Source organism: Mesorhizobium sp. P2_B5 (genome assembly GCF_056404775.1).
In genome coordinates, this window is record NZ_JBFUDJ010000005.1 from 385,197 (window position 1) to 406,215 (window position 21,019).

20 protein-coding genes are annotated in these 21,019 nt (G+C 62.6%); 16 read left to right on the plus strand and 4 right to left on the minus strand.

The genetic code is table 11. The features are described 5' to 3' along the window. Positions 1–426: 426 nt before the first annotated feature. The 9 genes from AC1D1N_RS19700 to AC1D1N_RS19740 all read left to right on the plus strand — a co-directional run bounded on the left by AC1D1N_RS19700 (position 427) and on the right by AC1D1N_RS19740 (position 10,245). Positions 427–885, plus strand: a complete 459-nt coding sequence (locus AC1D1N_RS19700; RefSeq protein WP_112560507.1) for a MerR family transcriptional regulator — start codon at positions 427–429, stop codon at positions 883–885. 278 nt (positions 886–1,163) lie between these two features. After that, complete coding sequence (locus AC1D1N_RS19705) at positions 1,164–2,954, plus strand: acyl-CoA dehydrogenase (RefSeq protein WP_436257991.1); 1,791 nt, start codon at positions 1,164–1,166, stop codon at positions 2,952–2,954. A gap of 51 nt (positions 2,955–3,005) precedes the next feature. After that, complete coding sequence (locus tag AC1D1N_RS19710; protein WP_436257992.1) at positions 3,006–4,178, plus strand: acyl-CoA dehydrogenase family protein; 1,173 nt, start codon at positions 3,006–3,008, stop codon at positions 4,176–4,178. A gap of 10 nt (positions 4,179–4,188) precedes the next feature. Then, positions 4,189–4,590 carry a DUF4259 domain-containing protein gene (locus AC1D1N_RS19715; RefSeq protein ID WP_112560504.1) on the plus strand — a complete coding sequence of 134 codons (402 nt, stop codon included), beginning with the start codon at positions 4,189–4,191 and terminating at the stop codon, positions 4,588–4,590. A 34-nt stretch (positions 4,591–4,624) separates the two neighbouring features. Further along, positions 4,625–5,833 (plus strand): acetyl-CoA C-acetyltransferase, encoded by a 1,209-nt coding sequence (locus AC1D1N_RS19720; protein WP_112560503.1) that lies wholly within the window; start codon positions 4,625–4,627, stop codon positions 5,831–5,833. Between the two features lie 23 nt (positions 5,834–5,856). After that, entirely contained in the window at positions 5,857–8,076 is a 2,220-nt protein-coding gene (locus tag AC1D1N_RS19725) for a 3-hydroxyacyl-CoA dehydrogenase NAD-binding domain-containing protein (protein WP_436257993.1), read from the plus strand. Between the two features lie 11 nt (positions 8,077–8,087). Beyond that, positions 8,088–8,633: a thioesterase family protein gene (locus tag AC1D1N_RS19730; RefSeq protein WP_436257994.1), complete on the plus strand. Its 546-nt coding sequence runs from the start codon at positions 8,088–8,090 to the stop codon at positions 8,631–8,633. Positions 8,634–8,722: 89 nt separating this feature from the next. Continuing rightward, positions 8,723–9,373: a S24 family peptidase gene (locus AC1D1N_RS19735; RefSeq protein WP_436257995.1), complete on the plus strand. Its 651-nt coding sequence runs from the start codon at positions 8,723–8,725 to the stop codon at positions 9,371–9,373. Then, positions 9,373–10,245, plus strand: a complete 873-nt coding sequence (locus AC1D1N_RS19740; RefSeq protein WP_436261881.1) for a thermonuclease family protein — start codon at positions 9,373–9,375, stop codon at positions 10,243–10,245. The genes AC1D1N_RS19735 and AC1D1N_RS19740 overlap by 1 nt, the downstream gene beginning before the upstream one ends. Here AC1D1N_RS19740 and AC1D1N_RS19745 read toward each other — a convergent pair. Beyond that, positions 10,208–11,857 carry a lysine--tRNA ligase gene (locus tag AC1D1N_RS19745; RefSeq protein WP_436257996.1) on the minus strand — a complete coding sequence of 550 codons (1,650 nt, stop codon included), beginning with the start codon at positions 11,855–11,857 and terminating at the stop codon, positions 10,208–10,210. The two genes, AC1D1N_RS19740 and AC1D1N_RS19745, sit on opposite strands and share 38 nt — an antisense overlap. Positions 11,858–12,015: 158 nt before the next feature. Between AC1D1N_RS19745 and AC1D1N_RS19750 the strand changes: the two genes are divergently transcribed. Then, positions 12,016–12,429: a tellurite resistance TerB family protein gene (locus tag AC1D1N_RS19750; RefSeq protein WP_192258856.1), complete on the plus strand. Its 414-nt coding sequence runs from the start codon at positions 12,016–12,018 to the stop codon at positions 12,427–12,429. 42 nt (positions 12,430–12,471) lie between these two features. Here AC1D1N_RS19750 and AC1D1N_RS19755 read toward each other — a convergent pair whose 3' ends face one another. Then, positions 12,472–13,293, minus strand: a complete 822-nt coding sequence (locus AC1D1N_RS19755; RefSeq protein ID WP_436261882.1) for a transporter substrate-binding domain-containing protein — start codon at positions 13,291–13,293, stop codon at positions 12,472–12,474. A 288-nt stretch (positions 13,294–13,581) separates the two neighbouring features. Here AC1D1N_RS19755 and AC1D1N_RS19760 point away from each other — a divergent pair, with 288 nt between their 5' ends. The 3 genes from AC1D1N_RS19760 (at position 13,582) to AC1D1N_RS19770 (ending at position 15,815) form a co-directional block, all read left to right on the plus strand. Continuing rightward, positions 13,582–14,313, plus strand: a complete 732-nt coding sequence (locus tag AC1D1N_RS19760; RefSeq protein ID WP_436257997.1) for a helix-turn-helix transcriptional regulator — start codon at positions 13,582–13,584, stop codon at positions 14,311–14,313. A 98-nt stretch (positions 14,314–14,411) separates the two neighbouring features. Next, positions 14,412–15,050: an acyl-homoserine-lactone synthase gene (locus tag AC1D1N_RS19765; protein WP_436257998.1), complete on the plus strand. Its 639-nt coding sequence runs from the start codon at positions 14,412–14,414 to the stop codon at positions 15,048–15,050. Between the two features lie 15 nt (positions 15,051–15,065). Continuing rightward, the gene (locus AC1D1N_RS19770) at positions 15,066–15,815 is read left to right on the plus strand and encodes an enoyl-CoA hydratase-related protein (RefSeq protein ID WP_477350485.1); all 750 of its coding nucleotides are present in this window, start codon (positions 15,066–15,068) and stop codon (positions 15,813–15,815) included. Between the two features lie 71 nt (positions 15,816–15,886). Here the strand turns inward: AC1D1N_RS19770 and ppk2 are convergent, their stop codons facing one another. Then, positions 15,887–16,792 carry a polyphosphate kinase 2 gene (gene ppk2, locus AC1D1N_RS19775; RefSeq protein WP_477350487.1) on the minus strand — a complete coding sequence of 302 codons (906 nt, stop codon included), beginning with the start codon at positions 16,790–16,792 and terminating at the stop codon, positions 15,887–15,889. A 100-nt stretch (positions 16,793–16,892) separates the two neighbouring features. Here ppk2 and AC1D1N_RS19780 point away from each other — a divergent pair, with 100 nt between their 5' ends. The 3 genes from AC1D1N_RS19780 (at position 16,893) to AC1D1N_RS19790 (ending at position 20,090) form a co-directional block, all read left to right on the plus strand. Further along, the gene (locus tag AC1D1N_RS19780; protein ID WP_477350489.1) at positions 16,893–18,158 is read left to right on the plus strand and encodes an ATP-binding protein; all 1,266 of its coding nucleotides are present in this window, start codon (positions 16,893–16,895) and stop codon (positions 18,156–18,158) included. A gap of 115 nt (positions 18,159–18,273) precedes the next feature. Then, a complete protein-coding gene (gene phoU, locus AC1D1N_RS19785; RefSeq protein WP_477350491.1) occupies positions 18,274–18,999 on the plus strand; it encodes a phosphate signaling complex protein PhoU in 726 nt (241 codons plus the stop codon). Between the two features lie 83 nt (positions 19,000–19,082). Continuing rightward, complete coding sequence (locus AC1D1N_RS19790; RefSeq protein WP_112560494.1) at positions 19,083–20,090, plus strand: magnesium and cobalt transport protein CorA; 1,008 nt, start codon at positions 19,083–19,085, stop codon at positions 20,088–20,090. Between the two features lie 95 nt (positions 20,091–20,185). On the opposite strand, the gene AC1D1N_RS19795 is transcribed toward AC1D1N_RS19790, so the two are convergent. Then, positions 20,186–20,704, minus strand: coding sequence for a GcrA family cell cycle regulator (locus tag AC1D1N_RS19795; protein WP_112560493.1), 519 nt, complete (start codon positions 20,702–20,704; stop codon positions 20,186–20,188). Positions 20,705–21,019 lie beyond the last annotated feature (315 nt).

Sequence of the window (21,019 nt, forward strand, 5' to 3'; positions counted from 1 at the left end):
CGGGAACGAAGGCGGCCGTGCGGCTATGCTGCGGCGGAAGAACGAGCTTCCCGGGCCAGGCCCGCTCTCCGAAAAACCGTGAAAAATTCGCTACAGGATAAACACGGGTGACCGACATGCGCACATTTCACCCATCGTGGTAAACAAGGCGTTAACCAAGCTTAAGAAGTTACGGCATTGCTGAAATACAGGCGGCGCCCTTTCGGACCCGGCACCAGGGGTGCGGCATAAGGTTTCGCAATCCCAGAACGCCCTTGCGTCATGAGGCGGCTATCGATATAGAATTGACGTAAACGTAAGAGGGGCGCTGTTCGTGCCTTTTGCGATGAATTAGTTGAAACCCACGACTGGAAGCATGCCCCCGCTTCCACTCAGGCGCTGCACGGTCCGAGACCGCGACGCCACTACAGGGGAAAGCCAGTGACCATGAAACTTGTTTCGCCCGGCGAAGCCGCGGCCAACACCAACAATATGTCTGTCGAAGCCGGCGAGGAACTCGTGCGCATCGGCGAGATGGCCAAGAAGTACGGCGTGACCCTGCGCACGCTGCGCTTCTATGAAGACAAGGGCCTGCTCAATCCGAAGCGCGACGGGGCAACGCGCCTCTACACGCGTCGCGACAAGGCGCGGCTGAAGCTGATCCTGCTCGGCCGCAAGGTCGGGTTCTCGCTGCGCGACGTCAAGCAGATGATGGATCTCTACGATCCCACGGGATCCAACACCAAGCAGCTGCGGCTGGCTCTCGACAAGTCAGAGAAGCAGCTTGCCCGCCTGCAGAAGCAGCGCGCGCTGATCGACGACGCGATCAACGAGCTGAGCGGCTCGATGTCGGCCGTGCGCCAGATGCTGTCCGAGCGTTCAGCCCCGGCCAGCGCCGCCGGCTGATCCCGCTCCGCCGAGACGTTTGACAAGAGCCGCGCGGGACTGCCCGCGCGGCTCTTTTCGTTTGCCATCTTCGTCTGGTCAACCCAACCGCCGTGCTGGTGTCCGCTGAGCTGTGCCGATAGGCTGGCACAAGGAAATTTTGTCGCGGCAACAAAATTGACGTTTACGCAAACGTCAATTTTTGCTATCCCGCTTTCAACATTGGTCCGCATGCTGCCCGACCTCGTGTTTCGGGGGCCTGATCTCGCGGCCAAAGACCCGCATGGTGGAGGAAACACATGCCGATCTACAGGGCTCCGGTCCAGGACACGCTGTTCGTGCTCAATGAGGTGCTGGGCTACCAGCGCTATTCCAACCTTCCCGGATTTGCCGACGCGACGCCCGATGTGGTCGAGGCGATCCTCGCCGAGGGCGCCAAGCTCGCCGAAAACGTCATGCATCCCTTGAACCGTGTCGGCGACATGGAAGGCTGCGTGCGCCATGACGACGGCTCGGTGACGACGCCGAAGGGCTTCAAGGAGGCCTACGACCAGTATCGCGAAGGAGGCTGGATGGGGCTGGCGGCACCGGTCGAGTTCGGCGGCCAGGGCCTGCCCTATGCCGTGCACACGGCGGTCGCCGAATACATGGTGTCGGCCAACATGGCGCTGATGATGTACCCCGGCCTGACGCAAGGGGCGATCGCCGCGATCATCACTCACGGCACCGACGAGCAGAAGGCGACCTGGCTGCCGAAGCTGGTCGAGGGGGCCTGGACCGGCACCATGAACCTGACCGAGCCGCATTGCGGCACCGATCTTGGCCTGCTGCGCACCAAGGCGGTGCCGAACGGCAACGGCACCTACAAGATTTCCGGGCAGAAGATCTTCATCTCGGCCGGCGAACACGACATGGCGGACAACATCGTCCATCTGGTGCTGGCCCGCATCGAAGGTGCGCCGGCAGGCGTGAAGGGCATCTCGCTGTTCGTCGTGCCGAAGCTCAAGCTCGATGCCTCGGGCAATCCGGGCGAGAAGAACACGCTCTCCTGCGGTTCGATCGAGGAGAAGATGGGCATCCACGGCAATTCGACCTGCGTCATGAACTATGACGAGGCCGAGGGCACGTTGCTCGGCGAGGAGAATGGCGGCCTGAAGGCGATGTTCACGATGATGAACGAAGCCCGCCTCGGCGTCGGCCTGCAAGGGCTGTCGCTGTCGGAAATCGCCTACCAGAACGCGGTCTCCTACGCCAAGGACCGGCTGCAGGGCCGTTCGCTCTCAGGCGCCAAGGCGCCGGATAAGAAGGCCGATCCGATCATCGTCCATCCCGACATCCGCCGCTCGCTGATGACCATGAAGGCCTTCAACGAGGCCGGCCGCGCGCTGGCGCTGTGGACGGCGATCAAGTCCGACATCGCCCACCGCTCCGCCGACGACAAGGACCGCCAGGCCGCCGACGACTACACCGGCCTGTTGACGCCGGTGATCAAGGGCGTGCTCACCGACAAGGGTTTCGACCACGCCGTTATGGCGCAGCAGGTGTTCGGTGGCCACGGCTATATTGAAGAGCACGGCATGAGCCAGTTCGTGCGCGATGCGCGCATCGCCATGATCTATGAAGGCGCCAACGGCATCCAGGCCCTCGACCTCGTCGGCCGCAAGCTCGGCCTGAACGGCGGTCGCGCCATCCAGGCGTTCTTCAAAGACGTCGGCGAGTTCTGCGAGGAGAACCGTTCCGACGAGAAGCTGGCGCCGTTCACCAAGGCGTTAAAGAAGGGCCTCAACGATCTGCAGGCGGCGACCATGTGGCTGCTGCAGAACGGCATGGCCAAGCCCGACAATGCCGGTGCCGCCTCGACCGACTACATGCATCTCTTCGGCCTGGTGGCGCTGGGCTACATGTGGGCGCAGATGGCCAAGGCCGCGCTAGGTAAGACCGGCGCCAACGGCTCGCAGCCCTTCTACGACAACAAGGTGGTGACGGCGCGCTTCTTCATGGAGCGGATCATGCCCGAGACGTCGGCGCATCTCGCCCGCATTTCCAGTGGTGCGGACACGCTAATGGCGCTGCCTGCGGAAGCGTTCTAGGTTTGTCGGGCCGGCTCAGCCGGTCCACATTGTCGGAACGCGGAGGAAATCGTGGCGACAAATCCAGCCGAAGTGCTCTCTTTGCCGAAGCCCGCCTGGGCGGCGGACGAGGTCGGCATGCTCTACGACATGGCGCATCGCTTCATGTCGGAGGAGATCGCGCCGCGCTACGACGAGTTCGAGAAGAATGAGATGGTCGACCGCGAAAGCTGGCTCAAGGCGGGTGCCGCCGGCCTGCTCTGCGCTTCGATGCCGGAGGAGTATGGCGGCTCTGGCGGCACCTTCGCGCATGAGAGCGCCATCATCGAGGCGATTGGCCATGTCGGCGTCGACGGCTTCGGCATCGGCCTGCACAATGCGATCGTCGCCCCGTACATCCTGCATTACGGCTCGGAAGAGCAGAAGAAGAAATGGCTGCCGAAGCTGGCGACCGGCGAACTGATCGGCGCCATCGCCATGACCGAACCCGGCGCCGGCTCCGACCTGCAAGGTGTCAAGACGCGCGCCGAGAAGGACGGCAACCAATACAAGATCAACGGCTCCAAGACCTTCATCACCAACGGCCAACTCGCCAATTTCATCATCGTCGTCACCAAGACCGATCCGGCCAAGGGCGCCAAGGGCACCTCGCTGATCGTTGTAGAGACCGACGAGGTCGATGGCTTCGAGCGCGGCCGCAACCTCGACAAGATCGGCTTGAAGGCCAACGACACGTCGGAATTGTTCTTCAACGATATGCGCGTGCCGACCTCCAACCTGCTCGGTCATGAAGAGGGACAAGGCTTCATCCAGCTGATGCAGCAACTGCCGCAGGAACGCCTGCAGATCGGCACCGGCGCCATCGCCATGATTGAGCGCGCGCTGGCGTTGACCATCGACTATGTCAAGGAGCGCAAGGCCTTCGGCAAGGCGATCGTCGAGTTCCAGAACACCCAGTTCAAGCTCGCCGAACTCAAGACCGAGGCCACCATCGGCCGCGTCTTCTACAATGATTGCGTCACCCGCCACATCAATGGCGGCCTCGACCCGGTGACGGCATCGATGGCCAAATACTGGCTCTCGGACCTGCAGGGAAAAGTCGTCGACGAATGCCTTCAATTGCATGGCGGCTATGGCTACATGAATGAATATCCGATCGCCCGCATGTTCCGCGACGCCCGCGTCCAGCGCATCTACGGCGGCACCAACGAGATCATGAAATTGCTGATTGGACGGAGCCTTTAGGATACCAATTATGGGCGCATGGGGTTTCAAAATTTTCGAAAACGATGACGCAGCCGATTTCGTCGCGGAATTTGAGAACAGTGGCGCCGTCGCCGTTGCAGGCGCGCTCGATGCGGCTTGCAACAATCCTGACTACATCGAGGCGCCGGATGGCTCGGTTGCGCTGGCCGCCGCCGCAATTGTCGCCGCAGCTAACGGGAAGTCCGAGTTCTTGTCGAAACCTGCAGAGACGGCGTTGCGAACTGTCTCGAACTGGCAAGCTTTGAGTGGATTGAAGGGCAAGGCAATCCAGGCAGTCGAATGTGTAAGCAGCCCTAACTCTGAACTCATGGAACTCTGGGCTGAAGCCGCTCCAGCCGATGCAGGCAATTTCAAGAACGAACTGAATCGCCTACGCGCGGCTTTGCGTTAGCCTTAGGCGGCACCAGAAGGAAGGAACCGAAAAAATGGCCGAAGCTTATGTCTATGACGCCGTACGCACGCCGCGCGGCAAGGGCAAGAAAGATGGCTCGCTGCACGAAGTGCCCGCGGTGCGGCTTGCCGCCAGGACGCTCGAGGCGCTGCGCGACCGCAACGGGCTCGACACCGGCAATGTCGACGACATCATCTTCGGCTGCGTCGATCCGGTCGGCGAAGCCGGCTCGGTCATTCCGCGCGCTGCCGCCTTCGAGGCCGGCTACGACAACAAGGCGCCCGGCATGCAGATTTCGCGCTTCTGCGCCTCCGGCCTCGACGCCATCAATTTCGGCGCCGCCAAGATCGCGCAAGGGGCGGACGAGATCGTCATTGCCGGCGGCGTCGAATCGATGTCACGCGTCGGCATGGGCGCCTCGGGCGGCGCCTGGTTCATGGATCCGTCCGTCGGTCTGCCCGGCTGGTTCGTGCCGCAAGGCATTTCGGCCGACCTGATCGCCACCAAATACGGTTTTTCGCGCGACGACGTCGACGCCTATGCGGTCGAGAGCCAGAAGCGCGCCGGCAAGGCCTGGGCCGACGGCCTTTTCAAGAACTCGGTCATCCCGATCAAGGACCAGAACGGGCTCATCATCCTCGACCACGACGAGCATATGCGGCCGTCGACCGACATGCAGTCGCTGGCCTCGCTCAACCCGTCCTTCGTCATGCCTGGCGAAATGGGCGGCTTCGACGCGGTTGCCGTGCAAAAGCATCCGGAAGTCGAGGAAGTGAACCACGTCCACCATGCCGGCAATTCGTCCGGCATCGTCGATGGCGCGGCCGCCGTGCTGCTCGGCTCCAAGAAGGCCGGCAAGACGATGGGTCTCAAGCCACGCGCCCGCATCCGCGCCTTCGCCAATATCGGCTCCGAGCCGGTGCTGATGCTGACCGGTCCGGTCGACGTCACCGAGAAGCTTCTGAAGCGGGCCAAGATGAAGCTGTCGGATATCGACCTGTTCGAGCTCAACGAGGCCTTCGCGTCGGTGGTACTGCGCTACATGCAGGCCTTCGACATTCCGCACGACAAGATCAACGTCAATGGCGGCGCCATTGCCATGGGCCATCCGCTCGGCGCCACCGGCGCGATGATCCTCGGCACGGTGCTCGACGAGCTGGAACGTCGCGACCTCAACACCGCTTTGGTGACGCTCTGCATCGGCGCTGGCATGGGCACCGCAACGATCATCGAACGCGTCTGATTTTCGGCCGGAAGGAGAGAGACATGACCTACACGAACTTCACGGTCGACACCGACGCAGACGGCATTGCGCTGGTCACCTGGAACATGCCGGACCGCTCGATGAACGTCTTCACCGAAGAGGTGATGAACGAGCTCGACAAGATCATCGACCAGGTGGTGGCCGACGCTGGCATCAAGGGTGCGGTGATCACCTCGGGCAAGGACAGCTTCTCCGGCGGCGCTGATCTCACCATGCTGCAGAAGATGCTGACGGTTTTTGCCAAGGAGAAAGGCAAGGATCCGGAGAAGGCGGCGAAGCTTCTGTTCGACAATGCCGGCCGTATGGGCGCGCTTTGGCGCAAGCTCGAAACCTCGGGCAAGCCCTGGGTTTCGGCCATCAACGGCACCTGCATGGGCGGCGCCTTCGAACTGTCGCTTGCCTGCCATGGCCGCGTTGCAGCCGATTCAGAAAAGGTCAAGATGGCCTTGCCGGAAGTCAAGGTCGGCATCTTCCCCGGCGCCGGCGGCACCCAGCGCGTGCCGCGCCTGACCGATCAGCAGCAGGCGCTGCAGATGCTGACCGCCGGCCAGAGCCTGTCGCCGCAGAAGGCCAAGGCCATGGGCCTGATCCACGAGGTCGCCGAGCCGAGCAAACTGATCGACACTGCCAAAGCGATGATCAAGAACGGCCTGAAAGCCGTCCAGCCCTGGGACGAGAAGGGCTTCAAGCTGCCCGGCGGCCAGATCTATTCGCCCGCCGGCTTCAATCTGTGGCCGCCGGCCATCGCCATCCTGCGCCGCGAAACCTATGGCAATTATCCGGCCGCCGCGGCCATCCTGAAATGCGTCTATGAGGGCCTGCTGGTGCCGTTCGACACCGGCTTGCGGATCGAACAGCGCTATTTCACCGAAATCATGCAGTCGAAGGAAGCGGCAGCGATGATCCGCTCGCTGTTCGTCTCGCTGCAGGAGCTCAACAAGGGCGCCCGCCGCCCGGCCGGCGTGCCGGAAACCAGGTTCAAGAAGATCGGTATTCTCGGCGCCGGCTTCATGGGCGCCGGCATCGCCTTCGTCACCGCCAAGGCCGGTATCCCGGTCGTGCTGCTCGACCGCGACATGGCGTCGGCCGAAAAGGGCAAGGCGCATTCCGACAGCCTGATCTCGGATCAGGTCAAGAAGGGCCGCGCCAAGCCCGAGGAGAAGGAGACGCTGCTGTCGCTGATCACGCCGACCGCGGACTATGCCGATCTCGCCGGCTGTGACCTCGTCGTCGAGGCGGTGTTCGAGGATTCGGCCGTCAAGAAGGCTGCGACCGAACAGGCGGAAGCGGTGCTGAAATCGTCGGCGATCTTTGCCTCCAACACCTCGACCATCCCGATCACCGCGCTGGCCAAAAACTCCGCGCGGCCGAAGAATTTCGTTGGCATCCACTTCTTCTCGCCGGTCGACAAGATGATGCTGGTCGAGATCATTCTGGGCAAGAAGACCGGTGACAAGGCGCTTGCCACCGCGATTGACTTCGTGCGCGCCATCAAGAAGACACCGATCGTCGTCAACGACACGCGCGGCTTCTACGTCAACCGCTGCGTGCTGCGCTATATGTCGGAAGCCTACAAGATGCTGATCGAGGGTGTTCCGGCGCCGATGATCGAGAATGCCGCCAAGGCCGCCGGCATGCCGGTCGGCCCGCTTGCGCTGACCGACGAGACGGCGATCGACCTTGCTCAGAAGATCATGAAGCAGACCATCAGGGACCTCGGCGACAAGGCCGTCGACCCCAAGCAGATGGCGCTGATCAACACGCTGGTCGACACCCATGGCCGCTTCGGCCGCAAGAACGGCAAGGGTTTTTACGACTATCCCGCAAAGCCCGCCAAGAAGAAGCTGTGGCCGGGACTGAAGGACCTCTATCCGCAGCTGAAGGCCGAGAAGGTCGACTATGAGGAGCTGCAGCAGCGCCTGCTGGTCACCATCGCGTTGGAAGCGGCAAGGGTGATGGAAGAGGGCATCGTCACCGACCCGCGCGAGGCCGATGTCGGCTCGATCCTCGCCTTTGGCTTTGCGCCGTTCACTGGCGGCGCGCTGTCCTATATCGACGGCATCGGCGCCAAGGAGTTCGTCAGAATAGCCAAGGGCCTGCAGAAGAAATACGGCGCCGAGTTCAAGGCGCCAAAGCTGCTGCTCGACCTGGCCGAAAAGGGCGAGACCTTCTACCAGCGCTTCGACCCCTATGCGAAGGGCGAAGTGAAGAAGGCCGCTTGATCTAGCGCCCCATGTATGTCTGGGGGCGCCTGGCGCGCATGATGGCCACGGCATCACGCCGTGGCCCCTATATGGTCGGCAGCAAAAGCCGCCTGGCTTTCCGCTGCCTGCCGACCGACATCGACTTCAACAGCCATCTCAACAACGCCCGCTACATGATGCTGGCCGATCTCGGCCGCATCGACATCTTCCTGCGCGTCGGCCTGATCGCGCTGGCGCGCAAGAAAGGCTGGGCGCCGATGATCGGAGGTCTGGAGTCGGTCTATGTGCGCGAGATCAGGCTGTGGCGTCGCTTTGAGGTGATGTCCTCGATCGAGACCTGGGAAGGTACCCAGGTCATCGGCAGGCACCGGTTTGTCCTCGACAATGGCGAGACGGCTGCTCTGATCATGACGACGGGCGGTGTCTATGACCGTCCCGGCCGCCGCTTTGTCGACATCGACGAGGTCGTGGCGGCACTTGGCCGTTCCGTTCAACCGCGGCCGCCGACAGAGGCCGAGCGGACTTTCATGACCTCCCACCAGGGATTGCGCAGCTTGGCCAAGGGGGGCGACTGAACCCTTTTGTGATCGGGACTGCCGGTGGACAAGCGGACGGTCGCGCGCTAGAAGGAAAAGGTATTTTTTCCTGTTTTGAGGAGAGCGAATTGCTCTCGCATGACCGCGTTTGGGCCGCCATCGACGCTCTCGCCGAGCGTTATTCGCTGTCGGCCTCAGGCCTTGCCCGGCGTGCCGGCCTTGATTCGACCGCGTTCAACAAGTCGAAGCGGTTGTCCTCGGATGGGCGGCCGCGTTGGCCCTCGACCGAATCGCTGGCCAAGATCATCGAGGCGACGGGCGCCTCGCTCGACGAATTCACCGGGTTGGTCGAAGGCCGCGCCAGGGACGCTTCAGGCGCCACGACAGTGCAGCGTTCAGCGGTGCCGCTGCTTGGCTTTGCCCAGGCCGGCGCCGGCGGCTTCTTCGACGATGCCGGCTATCCCTCCGGCCAGGGCTGGGATTTGGTCGAGCTTCCGGCGCGGGCGACGGAAACCTCCTATGCGCTGAAGGTGCAGGGCGATTCCATGCTGCCGCTCTACCGCAATGGCGATGTGCTGATTGTCGAGCCGGGCGCCGCCACCCGCAAGGGCGACCGCGTCGTCGTCAAGACCAATGCCGGCGAGGTCATGGCCAAGGTGCTCGACCGTCAGACGGCGAAATCGATCCTGCTGATCTCGCTCAATCCCGACCACCCGGACCGCGACATCGCGATGCGCGATGTCGAATGGGTGGCGCGGATCGTCTGGGCAAGCCAGTAGTGCGGCTGCTGCAACTGGCCCTGGCCGTGCTGGCGGTCCCGGCGATGGTGGCCCTGGTTGTCGCCGGTGGCCGCGTCCTGCAGCCCGAGCAGAGCAGCGTCGTCATCGACCAGATCGACCCGGCCGCTGACATCGTGCCCGAAGAGCCCGCGACGTCGGCGATCCCCGAGATCCAGCCCCCCAGTCCTCCGGTGCATTCGCCTCCGCTGCATTCGAGAGCGATCGATCCAGAGGCCATCGCACCGCCGCCGCTGCCGTCAGAGGAGCTCGAACGGGTCGAACCGCGCGCACCGCTGAGCGATCTGGCGCTGGCCGGACCGCCCAAGCCGCGCCGGCCGAAAGCAGTCGACGACTGGGGCGGGACAAAACTGTTCCAGCCGGTCGCATCCGCCGCCGGCCTGATCGAAGCCAATGGTTATTCCGTGGCGGTTTCCGGCATCAACATCGTCAGGCAAGACGAGACCTGCACCGATGACGGCAAGTCCTGGGCTTGCGGCGTTCGCGCGCGCACCGCGTTCCGGTCTCTCCTGCGCGGCCGGGCCGTGGCGTGCAAGGTGCCGCCGGAGGCCGACCGCAACCTGATCGTCGCCGAGTGCCGCATCGGCAAGCAGGATGTCGGCCAGTGGCTGGTCGAAAACGGCTGGGCGCGCGCGATCGCCGGCGGCCCCTATGTCGAAGCGGGCGACAAGGCGCGCACCGCCAAAAAGGGCATCTTCGGCGCCGCGCCCGATCTCGACGGCCTGCCACCGGCGCCAACGCCGGTTGCCGCACCAACGGCCTCGCAGCCGATCCTCGATGCCCCGGCGACAGATGTCGCGCCGGCCGGGACGGACGTTACGCCGCCAACTGACCAGCCAGCGCCCGCTCAATGAGCGCGCGCGTCTCGGCAATGCCGTAAAGCGCCGCGAACGAGCCGAAGCGCGGGCCGCGTTCCTGGCCGATCAGCACCTGGTAGATCATCTGGAAGAAGGCGCCGGAAACGCCGGGGCCTCCGTCCGGACTCTGCTTGGAATGATCCTGATAGCGTTCGATCTTGCGCGCGACGTTGAGCGAAGCGTTCTGGATCGCTTCGCCATCGGCGCTCGCGGGCAGGGCGCCAAGCGCGTTGCCAAGAGCTTCGAGTGCTGCGCGTTCGACATCGTCGGCCGGCCGGAAGGTTTTCGTTGGCTTCACGAAATCGTCGAAATAGCGGATGGCGAAGCCGACCAGCTGATCGAGCTCGGGATGTGTTGCCGGCGTCACGCCGGACGTATGGCGCGAGATGAAGCCCCACAGCACATCCTTGTTCTGCGCGTTGGAGGCGCTGACCAGATTAAGCAGCAGCGAGAACGGCACCGGCAGGTCGATCGCCGGCGGCTTGCCGTCATGCATATGCCAGACCGGATTGCCCAGCCGCTCCTTCCAGTCCTGGCGCGGATAGGCGCCGAGGAAGGTGTAGTACTCGTCCACGGCGCGCGGGATGACGTCGAAATAGAGTTTTTTCGCCTGCCTGGGCCGCTGGTACATGTACAGGCCGAGGCTTTCGGTCGGCGCATAGCGCAGCCACTCGTCGATGGTCAGCCCGTTGCCCTTCGACTTCGAGATCTTCTGGCCGTTCTCGTCGAGAAACAGCTCGTAAACGAAATGCTCCGGCGCGCGTCCGCCAAGGATGTTGCAGATGCGATCGTAGACCACCGCATTGGTCTGGTGGTCCTTGCCGAACATTTCGAAATCGACGCCGAGCGCTGCCCAGCGCATGCCGAAATCCGGCTTCCACTGCAGCTTGACCCTGCCGCCGGTCACCGAAAGCGTGGTCTCGGTGCCGTCATCGTCAAAGGTGATGGTGCCGGCCTTGGCGTCGACATGCTTCATAGGCACGTACAGCACGCGGCCGCTCTTCGGCGAGATCGGCAGGAACGGGCTGTAGGTCGCCTGGCGCTCCGGCCCGAGCGTCGGCAGCATCACCGCCATGATCTGGTCATAGCGCTCGGCGGCGCGCAGCAGCATCGCGTCGAAGCGGCCGGCCTTGTAGTACTGCGTCGCGCTGGCGAACTCGTAGTCGAAGCCGAACGTATCGAGGAAGCGGCACAGCATCACATTGTTGTGGTCGGCAAAGCTTGCATAGTCGCCGCCGAACGGATTGGGCACCGACGACAAGGGCATATGCAGATACGGCTCGAGCGCGGCGCGATCCGGCACATTGTCGGGGATCTTGCGCATGCCGTCCATGTCGTCGGAGAAGCACAGAAGCTTGGTCTTGACCTTGTTTCCGGTCAGCACGTGGAAGGCGTGGCGCACCATCGAGGTGCGGGCGACCTCGCCGAACGTGCCAATATGCGGCAGGCCCGACGGCCCGTAGCCGGTCTCGAACAGGACGGTCTCGGGAAAGTCGGCGCCTTTGTAGCGCTCGATGATCTTTTTGGCTTCCTCGAACGGCCAGGCCTTGCTTTCGGCTGCCGCCGCAAGCATTTCGAGGTTGAGATCGGCGATGTTTGATCCCGTCATGTCGCTGTCTTCCAAATTATGCACCGGCTTCGCCGGATCGGAGTTTTTCAACCGGTCTCTAGGCGTGCACGCCTTGGGCGTCAACGCGCGCGGCGGTTTTTCCTTGCGGCCCGGAGACCGCGTTCCTACCTTCGAAACTCAATATCAAGGAGTTTTGAATGCCGTTGCCGTCCACGCATGAAGCCCTGATCTACCTGATGGTCATCACCTCGGCATCCGACCGCGACATGACCGATGTCGAACTGGCGCGCATCGGGGACGTCGTCCGCAGCTGGCCGGTGTTCGAGGATTTCAATCAGGACAGGCTTATTGCCATCGCGCAGGACTGCCAGAAGATGCTGCATGAAAAGGATGGGCTGGAAGGCGTTCTCGAGCGTGTTGGCAAGGCTTTGCCCGAGCGGCTGCACGACACCGCCTATGCCGCCGCCTTTGAGGTTGCCGCCGTCGATCTCGAAATGCGCATGGAGGAATTGCGGGTGCTGCAGCTCATCCGGCGCCAACTCGATCTCGATACGCTGACCGCCGCGGCCATCGCGCGCGGCGCGAAGGCGCGGCTGCGGACGTTGACCTAAAAGTCTCGCCGGTAGCCCTAGAACAAGCTGACCAGGACCGGATCAGAAGAAACTGACCGGGAAATAGCGTAGATAGAATTCGGCGAACGTGCCCTTCACCGATATCTCCTGCAGCGCGTAGTCCATGGCCGCTGCCAGCGCCGGGTCGCCGGCCCTTGTGGCAATCGTCATGCCGGATCCCAAATATTCCGGGGCCAGGTACGGGCCACCGGCGAAGCGGCAGCAGCCTGCCGCGTCCGTGCCGCCCAGCCAGAAGGAAAAGCGCATGCCGTCGCCGAAGGCGGCGTCGATCTTGCTGCTTTTCAAATCGGTGTAGAGGTCTTCAGGGCTGTTGAAGGGGACGATCTGCACCGTGCCGAAATAATCGCGCAGCATCTTTTCATGCGCCGAGCCGGCCAGCACGCCGACCCGCTTGCTGCGCAATTTGTCGAGGATAGGCTCGGCAAAGGCCTTGGCTTTCGGCATGATGAAGCGCGCCGGAAACTGCAGATAGGAGCGCGAAAAACTGTATTTCACCCGCGTTTCCGGCGTCGCGGCGATGCCGGCGATGATCGCCTCGCCTTCGCCTTTCTGCAACGCGTCGTCGAGCTCGGCCCAGGGCAGCGCCTGGATCTGGCATTTGTCGGCGATGTCGAGTTCGGCGCAAATCGCCCGCGCCAGGTCTATGTGAAAGCCGGACAGCCGGCCGGCGCCGTCGAGAAAGTTGAAGGGCGGGAAATCGGTGGTGGTGAGGAATCTGAGCCTCGGCAGCGCCGAGAGATCCGGTTTCGGCAGCCGCTCCTTGGCGTCCCAAAGCACGGGCACCTGCGGTTCCGCCGCCCGTGCGACGCCGGCAAAAGGCTGCGCTCCGACCAGCAGCGACAGCAAGGCGATGGCTATCCAGCGAGATGTCACGGAAGAACTCCACGCGCGTCTTGTTGGCTTTTGATACGAAAACGGTGCAGGCACAATTGTTTTTGATTTCAAAGGGCAAATTTCGAGTTATGCTTCATAGAGGTTGCAAATAGCCGCGCAGAGTCGGTCCGAGGGCAAGCGGTCGCTGCGCTAGAAAAATCAAGCATGCGGCTTGCAATCCGGGGTTGATGGCGAAGTGCGCATCAGGCGCGTAGCATCGGTCTCAAGAGCGGTAGGCAACATGGGGTAGATGTTGCGATGAGTCAGTTCGATCGCACACTGGAATACATGGACCAGCTGCAGCATGCCGACACGGCGGCTGCGGTTTGTGAAACATTGCTTGGCGTCACCTCGCATTTTGGCCTGACGGCGCTGATGGCGGGAACGGTCCCGCAACCCGGCACGCCGCGTGGCCAGCAAAAGGACCACGTGCTTTTGTGCGACTGGCCTGTGGAATGGCTGGAGCGCTATGTGGCGCGCAACTATGTCGACCATGATCCCGTTGTCAGCCACATGAAGGAATTGCAGGCGCCGTTCCAATGGCGCGAGGCGTCGCGCGGCATCCGCGTCGACAGGAGCAGCGGCGAGGTGATGGGCGACGCCAGAGAGTTCAAGCTGCGCGACGGCCTGGCCTTTCCGCTGGTGACGCTCGAAGGCCAGATCGTCATGGTCTCGCTGGGTGGCGAGGCCGTCGAGTTGTCGGGCGCCGAATTCGGATTGGTGTCGCTGGTGTCGACCTATGCGGTCGGCCGCGCCATGCAACTGCACACGATGGCGGCCAACACCATCGATCACATCGAATTGACCCCGCGTGAGCGCGAATGCCTGAAATGGGCAGCCGTCGGCAAGTCCGAATGGGAGATTTCGCAGATACTCGGCATCTCGGAGCACACGTCCGAAAAACATCTCCTTAACGCTAAGAGTAAACTCGGTGCCGTCAACAGGGTGCAAGCCGTCGCCGAAGCGATTAGGCGCGGCTATATTAGTTAGGTCGGCCGTGCCGACCTAGAAAATTCCTGCCTGCGTGATCACGCAATTTTATCTGGAACGTGCGGCCGTATCTTCCTCTTGAGCCCAGGAGACGGCTAATGCTTTTCGCTCTTACAACACAGGAATTGATGGAACGTCCCGACCTTTGGGAGGCTGTCCATCGTCTGCGCTACAAGATCTTCGTCGAAGAGATGGGCTGGACCGATCTAAAGCGCCCCGACGGCCTCGAGATCGACCAGTTCGATCATGACGAGGCGGTGCACCAACTGGTCATCCGCGGCGGCGAACTCGCCGGCTACCAGCGCATGTTGCCGACGACGCGGCCACATCTGCTGACCGAGGTGCTGGCCGATCTCTATGAAGGCACGCCACCCTCCGGACCGAGGGTCTGGGAGCTGACCCGCTACGCGGTAGCGCCCGGCTATCGCGACGGCAAGCGCGGCGTGTCGACGGTCGGCACCGAGCTGATCGCCGGCTTCGTCGAGTGGGGACTGAAGCGCGACGTCAACCAGGTGATCATCGAGTTCGAACCGATGTGGGTGCTGCGGGCGCTGCAGCTGCATTTCCTGGCAACGCCGCTCGGTTATCAGCGCACCTATGGCAACCAGCAGGTCGTCGCAACCCTGCTGACCTTCAACGCGCACACGCTCGATGTCGTGCGCTCGCGCCGTAACCATCACGCCCCCGTGCTGGCCAGAGGCACGCCCGACATGCTCGGCATGCGGCAGGCATCGTGAGATCGGAGACGACAAATGAGCTTTGACCCCCAACCCGAATTGCGTGGCCACACGCTGGTCGTCACTGTGTCGTCGCATGACGGCCGGCCGGTTCTGGACAGGCGCGCCTATGCAAGCCTGGCCAGGACCTTCCATGAAGCCGCCGTCGACGACAACGTCCGTGTCGTGGTGCTGCGCGGCCTTGCCGGCTGCTTTTGCCTCGGCGGCGATTTCTCCGAGTTCCTCGACTCCACCAAGCACCAGCAACTGATCGCCGCCGTCACCGACATGTTCCGCACGCTGGCGACGTTCCCCAAGCCGGTGCTGGCTTGTGTAGACGGCGATGCCGTCGGCGTCGGCTGCACCATCCTGTTCCACTGCGACATGGTGATCGCCTCGAGCAACAGCACCTTCCGAGTGCCGTTTGTCGATTTCGGCCTGGTGCCGGATGCGGCAACCTCGATCCTGGCGCCGCAGAAACTCGGCTATGCCGGAGCCTTCCGCTTCTTTTGCCTGGGCGATACGCTCGGCGCCGAAGATGCCCGGGCGCTTGGCCTCGTCGCCGAGATCGTGGCCGATGGCAGTGCCGAGGAGGCAGCGATCGGCAGGGCAAGGCAACTGGCCAAGAAGCCGGTTGCAGCCCTTCTGCAGACGCGCGGCCTGCTCAAAGGCGATACGGCCGTGCTCTGCGACCGCATCGATCGCGAGATCACGCTGTTCCAGCAGGCGCTGCAGGACGACACCACGCTGAAGCGGCTGCAGCGGATCGCCCGTCTGGCGGCATAAAACAAGGCAACAGGGCCTGCCCCGATACCGGGGTGGGCTCTGTATTTCCAGCCTCTACTTTTCCAGGCCAGCTATTTCTCGAGGAATGACGGCCCTTCGCCGATGATCTTCTTGTCTTCCTTGCCGATGGCGTCGAGATCGCGCCCATCATAGGGCAACGACAGCAGGATGCGCCGCATGGCGGCCAGCCGCGAGCGTCGTTTGTCGTTGGCCCGCACGATGATCCATGGCGCGAACTGTTTGTGCGTGCGCTCGACCATCTGGTCGCGGGCCTTGGTGTAATCGTCCCATTTGGTGATGCCGGCAATGTCGATCGGCGAGAACTTCCAGTTCTTCAGCGGAGACCAGCGGCGATCGTGAAACCGTTCGAGTTGGGTTTCGCGGCCGATGTTCAGCCAGAATTTGAAGAAATAGATGCCCTCGTTGGAGATCATCCGCTCGAAATGCGGCGTCTCGCTGAGGAATTTCTCGTGCTGTTCCGACGTACAGAAGCCCATCACCGGCTCGACGCCGCCGCGATTGTACCAGGAGCGGTCGAAGGTGACGAATTCCCCCGATGTCGGGAAATGGTCGACATAGCGCTGGAAGTACCACTGCCCGACTTCCGTCGGTGTCGGCTTGGTCAGCGCCACATTGCGCGCGGTCCGAGGATTGAGATACTGGCGCAGCACGAAGATGGTGCCGCCCTTGCCGGCGGCATCGCGCCCTTCGAACAGCGACATCACCCGCTTGCCGGTCGCCTGCAGCCAGGCCTGCGCCTTGACCAGCTCGATCTGCAGCCGCTCCAGCGTCTCGTCGTATTCCTCGCTCTTCATTTTCTTGTCGTAGGGGTAGTCGCCGGCGGTCAGCTTGTTGTCCTCGATCCAGGCCGGGAGCTCGGGATTCTCGATATCGAACTCCCGCTCCTTGCCGTCGATCCTGATCTTCAGCGGACCCTTTGCCGGCTCTGCGGCGGGACTTTCCTTGGTTTTTTTCATCGAGACGAACCTTTTCAGCTTGCGGACTCATGCTATGGGGGGCCTTGAAGCCGGTCCAGCGGAAGTTTCGTTCGGCCGGCGCAAGGTGCGGGACGCGCGAATGGCTGACACCGGCGCAGAGCGGATAACCACGGCGCAGGCGCTAAGGGCCAGGGTGTGGAACGGCCGCTGGCTGCTCGCGGCCAGCGTCGTTGCGGTCGCGGCCGTCTATGCTTTCGCTGGCATGTCCGTCTATGTCGTTCTGCTCACCTGTGCGGTGCTGCTTGCTGCCGCGATGCTGCCGACCGGCGGCGCAAGCCAGTCCATCCAAAGCGATGCCGCGATCGAGGCGAGCGGGCTGCAGCGGCTTTCCGGCGAATATCTCGCGGCCGCCGTTGCCGATCCGCTGATCATCTTCGACCGCAACGCCACCATCGTCCATGCCAACGCCGCCGCCTTCGCTGCCTTTGGCGGGATCGCGCCCGGCCTGTCGCTGTCGTTGAAATTCCGCGCCCCTGAGATGCAGGCACTGCTGGACAGCGTGCTGTCGGGAACGGTCGCTTCGGATGCCGTCGACTACACCGAGAAACTGCCGGTCGAACGGGCCTACCGGGTCAGCGCGTCCTCGGTCGGCCACGCCACCGATCTCTTTGTGCTGGTGTTCAAGGACCAGAGCGAGACGCGCCGCATCGACCGCATGCGCGCCGACTTCATCGCCAATGCCAGCCATGAGTTGCGCACTCCTCTTGCCTCGATCTCGGGCTTCATCGAAACATTGCGCGGCCCGGCCCGCAACGATCCGGCGGCGCGCGAGCAGTTTCTGCAGATCATGCAGAACCAGACCGGCCGCATGGCGCGCCTGATCGACGATCTGCTGTCGTTGTCGCGGCTGGAAATGAAGCCCTATCTGAAGCCGGGAACCGAGGTCGATTTGCGCCAGACCATCGACAGCGTCATCGACTCGCTAGGGCCGCTTGCCAAGGAGAACAGCGTCGTCATCGAACGCGACTATGCCGAAGGGCCGCTCGACGTGCCCGGAGACCGCGATGAGCTGTTCCAGGTTTTCGAGAACCTGGTGGAAAACGCCTGCAAATACGGCCAGCCGGGCGGACGTGTCACGGTGTCGATTGCGCGCGGCGAGGCCGGTCCCGAACCGGGCATCGACGTCACCATCAGGGACTACGGTCCAGGCATTCCCGAAGAGCACATTCCGCGCATCACCGAGCGCTTCTATCGCATCGACGTCGAGAGCAGCCGCACCCAGAAAGGCACCGGCCTCGGCCTGTCCATCGTCAAGCACATATTGACGCGTCACAATGCCAGGCTTTCGATCAAGTCGGAAGTCGGCAAGGGCGCGGCGTTCACGGTCCATTTGCCAGAGCGCTGAGGCAGTACTATTTGCTAACTGCCTGTTTCTTCTTTCTGTCATCCGGCTAGCGTATCAGCACAGGATTCGAGGAAACGACTCAAACGGCCAAGGATTCTAGGAAGGCATTTCATCCATGCAGTCCGTACACATCGTCAGCGCCTATGACGAAGAGCTGAAATACCTGTCGAAACGCATCGCCGCGATGGGCGGGCACGCCGAGCGCATGGTCGAGCAGGCGATCCAGGCACTGGTCAACGCCGATCCCGGCCTCGCCCAGAAGGTCATCCGCGACGACATTGTCCTTGATGAGGGCCAACGCGAAATCGACGACAAGGCCATAGTGATCATCGCCAAACGCCAGCCGATGGCGACGGATCTGCGCGAGATTGTCGGCGCGATCCGTATTTCCGCCGACCTCGAACGAATCGGCGACCTCGGCAAGAATGTCGCCAAGCGAGTGGTGAGCGTCATCGACGGCCGCCAGCCGACCAGCCTGTTTCGCGGCCTCGAGGCGCTGGCCGATCTGGCGCTGACCCAGCTGAAGGAGGTGCTAGACGTCTACGCATCGCGTTCGGTCGACAGAATAGGCTTCGTGCGCGACCGCGACGACCAGATCGACGCCATGTACACCTCGCTGTTTCGCGAGCTCCTGACCTACATGATGGAAGATCCGCGCAACATCACGCCGTGTACTCATCTGCTGTTCTGCGCCAAGAACATCGAGCGTATCGGCGATCACGCCACCAACATCGCCGAGACCATCTATTACATCGTCACTGGCGACCAGATGCCGGCCGAGCGACCGAAAGGCGACAAGACCGACAAGGTTGCCCTTCCGGCGGCGCTGCCGGTGAAGTGATCGCGCGCCCCTCGAACGCTTAATCATATTGCGCTAAACTATCACGGCGTTAAGCTTCTCAGGTTCTGCTTCCGGAGGCTGCGATGGAATATGTCCGAGAGTTCAAGCCGGCGCCGGCATCCTCCGGCATCATCGCCTCGAGCGTTTATACCGCCGGCAAGCGCATAGCCGACATCCCGATCGAAGAGGCCGGTGAATGGGCCAGGAAATCGGGACATGTCGTCTGGATCGGGCTGCTCGAGCCCGACCGCGAGTTGTTGCTGCGCGTCAAGGCACAGTTCCATCTGCATGAACTGGCGATCGAGGACGCCGAGCATCCGCACCAGCGGCCGAAGATCGAGCAGTATGGCGATGCCCTGTTCATCGTCGCCCGCACCGCCCAACTGATCGACGGCCGGGTTACCTTCGGCGAAACCCATCTGTTTGTCGGCTCTGGCTACATTGTCAGTGTCAGGCATGGTCCCTCGACCTCCTATGCCGCCGTCCGTCAGCACTGGGAAAGTTGCCCGCATTCGCTGGCCAAGGGCGAGGACTTCGTCCTCTACGCCATTCTCGACTTCATCGTCGACAATTACATGCCGGTGCTCGAGCAGATCGAGGACGAGGTCGAGGCGATCGAAGACAAGATCCTGCTGAAGCCGATGACCGGTCCCGACATAGAGCGGCTCTACATGCTGCGCCGCGATCTGTTGCGCCTGCGCAATGCCGCACTTCCCTTGGTCGAGGTCTGCCGCCGGCTGACCAGCGCCGAACTGCCGCAGATCCATAGCGCCATGCACCCGCTGTTCCGCGATGTGACCGACCACATTCGCACCGTCCAGGAAAAAATCGACAGTCTGCGCGAGGTTCTGGCCTTCGCCTTCGAAGCCAGCTTGCTGGTTGGCCAGAGCCAGGAAACGGCGAATACCAAGAAGCTGGCGTCATGGGCCGCCATACTGGCGGTGCCGACGGCGCTCGCCGGCATATACGGCATGAATTTCGATGACATGCCGGAACTGAAGATGGAATACGGCTACCCGGTAGTGCTGACCGCGATCGCCTGCATCTGCTTGTTTTTGTACTGGCGGTTTCGCAAGAATGGATGGTTGTGAGGGCAGGGCAGTAGGCAGTAGGCAGTAGGCTAAGACGACGCCTCACGAGCGCAGTTCAAAAACATACTGCCGTACTGCCCTATTCCCCTAATACCTTACCTGCTCCGCCGCCGCTCCGAAGCCGGCTGGAACGCAACCCTTGCGTGATACTTGCAGTAAGGTCCGGTTTCTGCGGCCTCGTTGCCGCAGAAGTTGAAATCTTCCGACAGCGGATCGCCATTCGGCCATTTGCAGGTGCGCTCGGTGAGGTCGGTGAGCTGTAGATGTCGCGAGATCGGCACGACGACGTTCTCGACCGGGCGGATGTAGTGGCGAGCCACTGGCTCGGCGTCGAACTGTGTCTGCAGCGCGGTCGCGCCGATCGAGGTGGTGACGTGACGCTGCGTGGTTGCGGCGCGCGACACCGACTTCTGGATCGAAGATCCCTGCGTCGTCTTCTTCTGGCGCGCCGGCGTTGCGGTCGAGCGACCGCGGCCCGACAGCTTCAGCCGATGCACCTTGCCGATGACGGCGTTGCGGCTGACCCCGCCGAGTTGGGCCGCGATCTGGCTTGCGCTCAAACCTTCCGACCACAGTTTTCTGAGAAGTTCTACCCGCTCGTCAGTCCAGTTCATGAGACCGCGCTCCTGCTAAGCGTGCGGCAGCCGGAATCCATTCCCGACCCGGCAACCTTTGCCGGGGCAGACACCACATATATTAGGTGATTAGGTCCGCCGCACGAAATCTAGTTATTTCCCGACTACAATTACCTCATGTGTTGACTCGGTGACAAGAGTCCCAGGTGCAACACGAATCGGTTTTTTCGGTTTTCCCCAACTTGCCCGGTCGCTTATGAGCCGGCGCCTCGTCGGGAGCTTGCCGCGCGCCTTTGCACGACGTTTTCGTTGACTTCATGGCCGAAAAACACGATAAGCCGCACAAGGCCGCCG